The organism is Mycobacterium sp. (assembly GCF_049585075.1).
Taxonomy (GTDB): Bacteria; Actinomycetota; Actinomycetes; order Mycobacteriales; family Mycobacteriaceae; genus Mycobacterium.
In genome coordinates this window covers 1-7,739 of sequence record NZ_JBAUZA010000394.1, presented here as the reverse complement: position 1 = coordinate 7,739, position 7,739 = coordinate 1, and the positions used below count along the sequence as shown (strand labels likewise).

8 protein-coding genes and 2 pseudogenes are annotated in these 7,739 nt (G+C 65.0%); 3 read left to right on the top strand and 7 right to left on the bottom strand.

What is annotated here, in order from left to right; all coding sequences use genetic code 11:
* Positions 1–144, bottom strand: a 144-nt coding sequence (locus WB785_RS18765; RefSeq protein WP_424080798.1) for a nuclear transport factor 2 family protein, incomplete at its 3' end; no start/stop codon positions are given.
* A gap of 60 nt (positions 145–204) precedes the next feature.
* On the opposite strand from WB785_RS18765, the gene WB785_RS18760 reads away from it, so the two are divergent.
* The 3 genes and pseudogenes from WB785_RS18760 to WB785_RS18750 all read left to right on the top strand — a co-directional run bounded on the left by WB785_RS18760 (position 205) and on the right by WB785_RS18750 (position 1,681).
* On the top strand, positions 205–1,074 hold the full coding sequence (locus WB785_RS18760) for a D-alanyl-D-alanine carboxypeptidase family protein (protein ID WP_424080797.1): 870 nt from the start codon (positions 205–207) through the stop codon (positions 1,072–1,074).
* A gap of 71 nt (positions 1,075–1,145) precedes the next feature.
* Positions 1,146–1,214, top strand: a pseudogene (locus WB785_RS18755) (SWIM zinc finger family protein); the annotation flags it as partial.
* A 71-nt stretch (positions 1,215–1,285) separates the two neighbouring features.
* Positions 1,286–1,681 carry an STAS domain-containing protein gene (locus WB785_RS18750; protein ID WP_424080796.1) on the top strand — a complete coding sequence of 132 codons (396 nt, stop codon included), beginning with the start codon at positions 1,286–1,288 and terminating at the stop codon, positions 1,679–1,681.
* Between the two features lie 5 nt (positions 1,682–1,686).
* Here the strand turns inward: WB785_RS18750 and WB785_RS18745 are convergent, their stop codons facing one another.
* From WB785_RS18745 to WB785_RS18720, 6 genes and pseudogenes are all read right to left on the bottom strand, one after another.
* Entirely contained in the window at positions 1,687–2,283 is a 597-nt protein-coding gene (locus WB785_RS18745; RefSeq protein ID WP_424080795.1) for a TetR family transcriptional regulator, read from the bottom strand.
* 1 nt (position 2,284) lies between these two features.
* Positions 2,285–4,093, bottom strand: coding sequence for an N-acyl-D-amino-acid deacylase family protein (locus WB785_RS18740; RefSeq protein WP_424080794.1), 1,809 nt, complete (start codon positions 4,091–4,093; stop codon positions 2,285–2,287).
* 62 nt (positions 4,094–4,155) lie between these two features.
* Entirely contained in the window at positions 4,156–5,556 is a 1,401-nt protein-coding gene (locus WB785_RS18735) for an MmgE/PrpD family protein (RefSeq protein WP_424080793.1), read from the bottom strand.
* Positions 5,553–6,038, bottom strand: a complete 486-nt coding sequence (locus tag WB785_RS18730; RefSeq protein WP_424080792.1) for an NUDIX hydrolase — start codon at positions 6,036–6,038, stop codon at positions 5,553–5,555. The genes WB785_RS18735 and WB785_RS18730 overlap by 4 nt, the downstream gene beginning before the upstream one ends.
* A 2-nt stretch (positions 6,039–6,040) precedes the next feature.
* Positions 6,041–7,111, bottom strand: coding sequence for an amidohydrolase family protein (locus WB785_RS18725; protein WP_424080791.1), 1,071 nt, complete (start codon positions 7,109–7,111; stop codon positions 6,041–6,043).
* A 7-nt stretch (positions 7,112–7,118) separates the two neighbouring features.
* Positions 7,119–7,739: pseudogene (locus tag WB785_RS18720) on the bottom strand (signal recognition particle protein); the annotation flags it as partial.

Genomic DNA, 7,739 nt, shown 5'->3' with positions numbered 1-7,739 from the left:
CCCGAGGGCCGTGTAGTCGATGTACGCGTCGGGCGTGAAGACCGCGTCGAGGTCGTCGAATTGGCGCAGATCGATGGCGGTGGAGTAATCCACCAGCAGCTGCTGAATTTCCAACCGGTCAGAGATTTCGGCCTGGCTCAACATGGGTCGATTCAACACCGCAGTGGCGACGACGAGCGGATCGGGCCGTTAAACTCACCGGGCATGCGGGCATTCCTCGCCGCAATCGCGGCTGTCCTGGCGTTCATCGGTGGCGGTGCGACGGCGCGAGCCGACGCCGGTGTGCAGCCGGTTGGCTCGGTACCAATCCCCGACGGCCCGGCGCAGACCTGGCTGGTCGCCGATCTCGATTCCGGCCAGGTACTGGCCGAGCGGGACGAGAACGTGCGGCACCCACCCGCCAGCACGATCAAAGTGCTGTTGGCCCTGGTGGCCCTCGACGAGCTGAGCCTGGACTCCACCGTGGTCGCCGACGAGGCCGACAGCCACGTCGAGTGCAACTGTGTGGGGGTGAAAGCCGGCCGCAGCTATACCGCGCGCCAACTGCTCGACGGCCTGCTGCTGGTGTCGGGCAACGACGCCGCCAACACACTGGCGCACATGCTGGGCGGACCCGATGCCGCCGTCGCCAAGATGGACGCCAAAGCCGCGTCGCTGGGCGCCGTCAATACGCACGCCTCCACCCCGTCCGGCCTGGATGGACCGGGGGGCTCGGGCTGGTCGACGGCGCACGACCTGGCCGTCATCTTCCGGGCCGCGATGGCCAATCCGGTGTTCGCCCAGATCACCGCCGAGCCGTCGGCGGTGTTTCCCGGCGATCACGGCGATCAGCCGATCGCCAACCAGGACGAGCTGCTACAGCGTTATCCGGGGGCTATCGGCGGCAAGACCGGTTTCACCGACGCGGCGCGCAAAACGTTCGTCGGCGCGGCTGGTCGCGGCGGCCGCCGCCTGGTCATCGCCATGATGTACGGGCTGGTGCGCGAGGGCGGGCCGACCTACTGGGACCAGGCCGGCAGCCTGCTCGACTGGGGTTTCGCCCTCAACCCTCAATCAGCGGTCGGCGTTTTGTAGCTCCCCGACGACACGCGCTAAGCTTTGCTAGTCTGCCTATGCCGTTTGCATTCCATTAAGCAGTTGCCCTATTTTGCACTTGCCCAATATGGGCTTTCGCGGCATGGTGTCGACATGCGTCGACGCTATTTATCGGTTGAGTCGACAGCCATTGACAAACCCGTCTGCGTCGTGTGCAAGCGCGCAGATGCCCGCAAGGAGAAGATCAACGATGGCCGAGAACCAACCCGCCGCGCCCGGTTCGCCTCCACAGTCTGACAAAGACGACTTCAACGCTCACGAGTCGTTGGTCGACGGGCTGGTCGTGGTATCGGTGAGCGGCAGCGTCGACATGCTCACTGCCCCGGGGTTGGCCGAGTCGCTCGACTCCGCGCTTGCAAAAAAGCCGAACGGCCTGATTGTCGACCTTTCGAAAGTCGATTTCCTCGGTTCAGCCGGGATCAGCGTGCTGATGAAAACCCGCGACACCCTCGGGGAGTCGACCCCGTTCTGCGTGGTTGCCGACGGGCCGACCACCCACCGGCCGCTCACTTTGCTCGGGATCAACGAGATGATGACGCTGTGCCGCACATTGGACGACGCCGTCGGCAAACTCACCGACAGCTGAAACGCTCACGCCGGTAGGCCAACTCCGCTCAGCAGGGACACGAACAGCGAAACGCGCCGCGCCTCGATCTCCGGCTGCGGCAGCACCGGTCGAAAAATCGCCGCGCCGTCGAAACTGTTCGCCACTAGAGCAAACAGGACCGGGAAGGTCTCGTCCGGCAAGCCCTCCGCGCCGGGTAATGCGCGTGCGGCATCATAGATCTTTGCGGTGTAGTCCTCAAGCACATCCCGCAGCGCGCTGTTGAGTTTCTCGTCCGTGCGCGCGGCGATCAGGAGTTCGTACAGCACGGCGTTGGTGGAGTTGATGGTCAGATCGCGCACAATGCCCAGCGCCGTCTCCAAAGCCGGTGCGTCGGCCGGTATTTCAGCTAGCTGTTTAATGGCGGAGTCCAGCTGGCGGCGCCCCACCTCTTGTGCGGTGGCGGCCATGAAATCGCCCATGGTGTCGAAGTGACGGAACAGAGCCCCAACCGACACCCCGGCGCGCTTGGTGATCACCGCCGCGGATGCGCGGGCATACCCGACTTCGATGATCGTCTTGATGCAGGCTTCGATCAGTCGGGCGACGGTCTCTTCGCGGCGCTGCTGCTGCGTCCTGGCCATATCAGGTTCGCGTACCCGCCATGGCGGGCTGTCGGTGGCCCGCAGCGGCCCGCAGATAGCGGCCCGACTTCGCCGTCTCGCCATAGCCGTCGCGGAACTGGCCGTGACGGAACACGATTGCGCCGTTGACGCCGGTGGCCACCACGGCCGCGTCGTTGCGGTTGACCATGCGGCTCAGGTCGCCGTAGAACGGAACCTTCTCCTCGTGGTAGGCGTCGACCGAATCGTCCAGGCCGGCCGGGTCGATCACCACGAAGTCGGCGCGGTCGCCCTTGCGCAGGGTGCCGGCGTCGAGCCCGAACCATTCGGCCACTTCGCCGGTCAGTCGATGCACCGCACGTTCGATGGACAGGAACGGCTTGCCGTTCCGGTCGGCCTCCAGCACGCGCTTGAGCAACCGCAGCGAAAAGTTGTAGAAGGCCATATTGCGCAGGTGCGCCCCGGCGTCGGAGAAGCCCATGTGGATGGTCGGCTCGGCGGCCAACTTGTTGAGCTGCTTGGGCCGGTGATTGGCAACGATTGTGGTCCAGCGGACGTTGCGCTCACCGTTTTCGACGAGGACATCGAGGAACGTGTCGAGCGGGTGCAGCCCTCGCTCGTCGGCGATCGCGCCGAAACTCTTGCCGATCAACGACTTGTTGGGGCATTCGACGATGACTGCATCGTGAAAGTCGCGGTGCCACAACGAAGGTCCGAGTTTTCTGCGATCGAACTGACGGCGGAACCTGCGACGGTATTCCTTGTCGGCCAGCAACGTGTTGCGCTCCAATTGATCACGCAGATGCAGCGCCGCGGTGCCCGCGCCGAACTCTTCGAATACCGGTAAATCGATTCCATCGGAATACAACTCGAACGGGACCGGCAGATGCTGGAAGCGTACTTTAGAGCGCAGCAAGAAGTTGAGCAGCCGGGTGCCGGGACCGAATAGGTGTACGCCTAATGGCATCGACTTCGCGTCGGCGGACACCAGAAGGCTCATGCGAACGCTCTTGCGGCGCCCGAACATTGGGCTGCTGGACAGGAAGAACAGCAGCCCTGACTCGGCTTTGGCCACGTTGGGGGCGCTTTGAAGGATCCGGCCACGTTTACGTAATACTTTGATCAGCTTGCGGCGCTCGCGCCAGGTCGCGAATGTGGATGGCAGCGCGCGGGAACGGAAACGGTCGCCGTCGAGCTTGTCGATTGCGGCGTCCATCCCGGACATGCCGAGCATTCCTGCCTCCAGCGCCTGGTCGAGCAATGCCGCCATGCGATCGAGTTCGGCGTCGGTGGGTCGGACGTCCTTGTCTGTGGCGCGGTCAAGGCCCAGCACAGCTGTGCGCAAATCCGAATGACCAAGGAGCGAACCCACATTGGGACCGAGCGGCAGGCTGTCGATCTTCGCAACGTATTCCGCGGGTGTCGACCAGGTCTTGTTGGCCTCCAGCGCGCCTAAGACGAATTTGCGCGGCACCGCCTCGACTCGGCTGAACAGATCCGCGGCGTCGTCGGCGTCGGCGTAGACCGTCGACAGTGAGCACATGCCGAGCAACACCGTGGTGACACCGTGGCGCACCGACTCGCGTAATCCGGGATCGAGTAGCACCTCGGCGTCGTAGTGGGTGTGTACGTCGACGAAACCGGGCGTGACCCACTTGCCCTTCGCGTCGATCACCTCGGGGCAGCCGGTCTCGTCCAGCGGCCCGGCGGATACCTCGGCAACGACGCCGTCGCGAATGCCCAATGTGCGGGTCAGCGGCGCGCTGCCGGTGCCGTCGAACCACAAGCCGTTGCGAATGATCACGTCGTAGGTCACTGTCGTCCTCCACATCGTCGGGGTGGAACGAACGTAGCATAGATAGTGAGTACTCGCAATCTTTTTCTAGCCTGCCGTTAAAACCGTCCCCGGGTTCGCGGTCGCTGCGGTTCGGGGCTGACTGCGCCGAGCAGCCTCGCGAGCTCGGCGATCGGGAGGGCGTCGAGGCGCCACACGGCGTCGATGATCTCGGCGCGCAGCGCCGCGTCGGCAAACGGTTCGCCCAGCCAGTGCAGCTTTTCCGCGACCCGGTCCCACGACATCGGTCGCGTCGGCGACCCTTCGAAGTCGGACTGCGCGCGGCGCAGTTCGCGGCCGTCGTTGAGAACGATGCGCACGCGGGCCCCAGTGCGTTCGGGGTAGGACGCGGTCAGGTCAGGCGCGGCGTTGACCTGCACCCGCGCCAACAGCTCCTGCACGTCGCTGCGCCGCACGCGATCGGTCTCGAGCTGCTCGGGGCCGACCTGACCGTCCAGCAGCGCGACGGCAGAAAGATATTTGAGGTTGTAATCCGCCTGCTCCTTGGTCGACGGGTGGTCCTTATTGCCATACTGTCCCCCGCCGGCGATGTCGAACGCGCCCTCAAAGACCTCGAGCGTCACCATCGCGACGTCGGCGCCGGTAACACCGTGCTCGTCGCGAAGCGCCAGCGTCGCGTCGATGATTACCTGACCGTGAATCAAGGCGCAGTATTGCTTGAGGTAGGTCTGTTCGACGGCGGCCAGCGACCGGTCGGATGGGCGCAAGTCGATCGGCTGGTCGAATAACCGCTCGAGGCCGTTGGGTCCTTCGAAAAGTGCTCTGGGGCCGGTGATTCCGCGGCCAGCAAGCATTGTGGCGTACACGGCCCGCATCCCGGTGATGGCCGGCGAGATGCCTTTCCAGGTGGAAACGGGCTCCGCGTGCACGGCGGCGAGCGACACGTTGTCCGCGGCGGAGGCGGCGATGGCGTCGCCGGTCTGGGCGGCGTCGAGCCCGAGCAACTTTGCCGAGCCCGCGGCCGCCGACATGGCCAGCTGCAGCGCGTGGTTGAGGCCGCGCCCCATAACGGGAACCGTTGCGCTGAACCGGCATTGGATCTCGTAGGCAATCGCGAGGGCCAGCAGAAAGTCTGCTCCGCTCGCGTCAACATGCTCAGCGACGGCAAAGACTGCCCCGAAGTTGTCGGCCGGATGACACAAACCGCCGGGCGTCAGATAGGTGTCGAGCAGATCGGGGTAGCGCACCAGCAGCGCGTTGAAGAAGGCGGCCTGATCGACTGACGCGCGTCCACCGCCGACGAACGTTGCTGTCGGATGACTGCTGAACTGTTCCGCGTGGGCGCGGATGCCGGGGATCGCTTCTCCGTCGAGGGCGCCGAGCGCGCACGCAATGCTGTCGAGAACGTTGCGTTTCAGCGTCGGCAGGACATGACCGACCAGATCAGACTGGTCGGCCCTGACCACGAACTCCGCCAGCTGGTCGATCGTGTATGTCATCGCTCATGGTCCACATCGAAAACTGCGGGCGCACTGAGATTGTCATCACTCGCGACATCGACCCGGCGCCGCAAGTCGGCGGACATCTCCGGCAGCTCAGCGAGATCAACCCAACGCGCCTCGAGGCTTTCATCGTCTGCGGGGAACGGTTCTCCGCTCACCCAGTCCATGCGAAACACGAGATCCAGGTATTGAGCATGATCGCCATTAGCGTGAACTATCGGACGGGACACCGACACCAAGGCCAATCGCCGGACAATCACATGGATACCGGTCTCTTCCAACACTTCTCGGACGGCACAGTCTGCCGGGTTCTCGCCGGGGTCGACGATGCCGGTGACCGGGGCCCAGGCCAGGTTATCGGAGCGTTTGATCAGCAGGACCTGCTGGTCGCGGATGACCACAGCGGTCGCACCCGGCAACCACAAGAGCACCTGCCCGACGTGCCGACGAAGCTCGAGAACGAACTCGGGGATCGGCATAGTCAGAACGCCCGCCCGCGCAGGATCACCCGGTCGGGCCGATTCAGCACCGCCGGGCCCAGCCGTGGATCGTCGTTGTAGCACAACAGATCTGCGGAAGCGCCGTGGTCCAGGCCTCGTCGACCCAGCCAACGACGCGCATCCCAACATGCCGCACCCAACGCCTCGCCCGGGCTCATCCCGATGCCCTTGAGCGCCTCGATCTCGTCGGCGATCCGCCCGTGGGCGACCATGCTGCCGGCGTCGGTGCCGGCATACACCGGGATGCCGGCGTCCCGGGCCGCGGCCATCCGCGGATAGCACTTCGCATACAGGTCCCGCATATGGGCGGCGTATTTCGGGTAGCGGGTCGCGGAATCGGCGATGCCGGGGAAGTTTTCGATGTTGATCAGGGTGGGCACCAAGGCGGTGCCGTGCTCGACCATCAGCTCAATGATGTCGTCGGTGAGCCCGGTGCCGTGTTCGATGCAATCGATCCCAGCGTTGATCAGCCCGGGCATCGCCTCGGCGCCGAAGACATGGGCGGTGACCCGTGCGCCGTGGTCATGCGCAACGTCGATCGCCGTCTTGAGCACTTCGTCGGACCACAGCGGGGCCAAATCGCCTACCTCGCGGTCGATCCAGTCGCCGACTAGCTTCACCCAGCCGTCGCCGCGGCGGGCCTGCTCGGCCACCAAGTCGGGCAGCTGCGACTCGTCTTCGATGTCAATCGCCAAGCCGGGCGAATACCGCTTGGGTTTGGCCAGATGCCGTCCGGCGCGAATGATGCGCGGCAGATCGTCGCGGTCATCGAGACTGCGGGTGTCGGTCGGCGAGCCGCAGTCACGCAAAAGCAGCGCGCCCGCCTCGCGTTCGGTCTCGGCCTGGGCGATCGCTTCGTCGATCTCGATGGCGCCGCCGTGTTCCCCCAGGCCGACGTGGCAGTGGGCGTCGACCAATCCGGGCAGAATCCAGCCACCGTCGAAAACCGTGTCAGCGCCGGAGACGGGTTCACGGGTGATCCGGCCGTCGACGATCCACAGCTCGACAAGTTCCTCGTTGGGCAGCCCCAGACCCCGCACGTGCAGGCGCACCGTGCGGCTACCCCTTGCCCCGAAACTTCAGCTTGGACAGGTCGAAGTCGGCCAGCCCCGGCGGCAGCTCGTTGAGGCCTTCGGGCATCTGCGACAGATCGGGGAATCCGGCCGGCATGCCTTGCATTCCCGCCCCGAGCGGCCCGCGGGCCCGGGGCGGTGTCGGGCCGCGCTTTTTGCCCTTTTTTCCCTTGCCGCCCTTGCCTTTTGCGTTTTTGCGGGTCGCTGACTTTCGTCCCAAGCCGGGTATGCCCATGCTGCCCACCATTGAGGACATCATCTTGCGGGCCTCGAAGAACCGGTCGACCAGGCTGTTGACCTCCGACACCGTGACACCGGAGCCGTTGGCGATGCGGAGTCGTCGCGAGGCATTGATGATCTTCGGATCGGCGCGCTCCTGCGGCGTCATGCCGCGGATGATCGCCTGCAGCCGGTCGAGTTGTTTGTCGTCGACAGCGGCCAGCGCCTCTTTCATCTGCCCTGCACCGGGCAGCATCCCCAGCAGATTGCCGATCGGGCCCATCTTGCGGATCGCCAGCATCTGCTCGAGGAAATCCTCCAGCGTCAGCTCGCCGGACCCGATCTTGGCGGCGGCGGCTTCGGCTTTTTCTGCATCGAAGACCTGCTC

Bases quoted from the DNA above. Each gene is read 5' to 3' on its own strand.
- WB785_RS18740 (WP_424080794.1), bottom strand. From the start codon at position 4,093: ATGTGGAGGACGACAGTGACCTACGACGTGATCATTCGCAACGGCTTG.
- WB785_RS18735 (WP_424080793.1), bottom strand. From the start codon at position 5,556: ATGACATACACGATCGACCAGCTGGCGGAGTTCGTGGTCAGGGCCGAC.
- WB785_RS18750 (WP_424080796.1), top strand. From the start codon at position 1,286: ATGGCCGAGAACCAACCCGCCGCGCCCGGTTCGCCTCCACAGTCTGAC.
- WB785_RS18760 (WP_424080797.1), top strand. From the start codon at position 205: ATGCGGGCATTCCTCGCCGCAATCGCGGCTGTCCTGGCGTTCATCGGT.
- WB785_RS18730 (WP_424080792.1), bottom strand. From the start codon at position 6,038: ATGCCGATCCCCGAGTTCGTTCTCGAGCTTCGTCGGCACGTCGGGCAG.
- WB785_RS18745 (WP_424080795.1), bottom strand. From the start codon at position 2,283: ATGGCCAGGACGCAGCAGCAGCGCCGCGAAGAGACCGTCGCCCGACTG.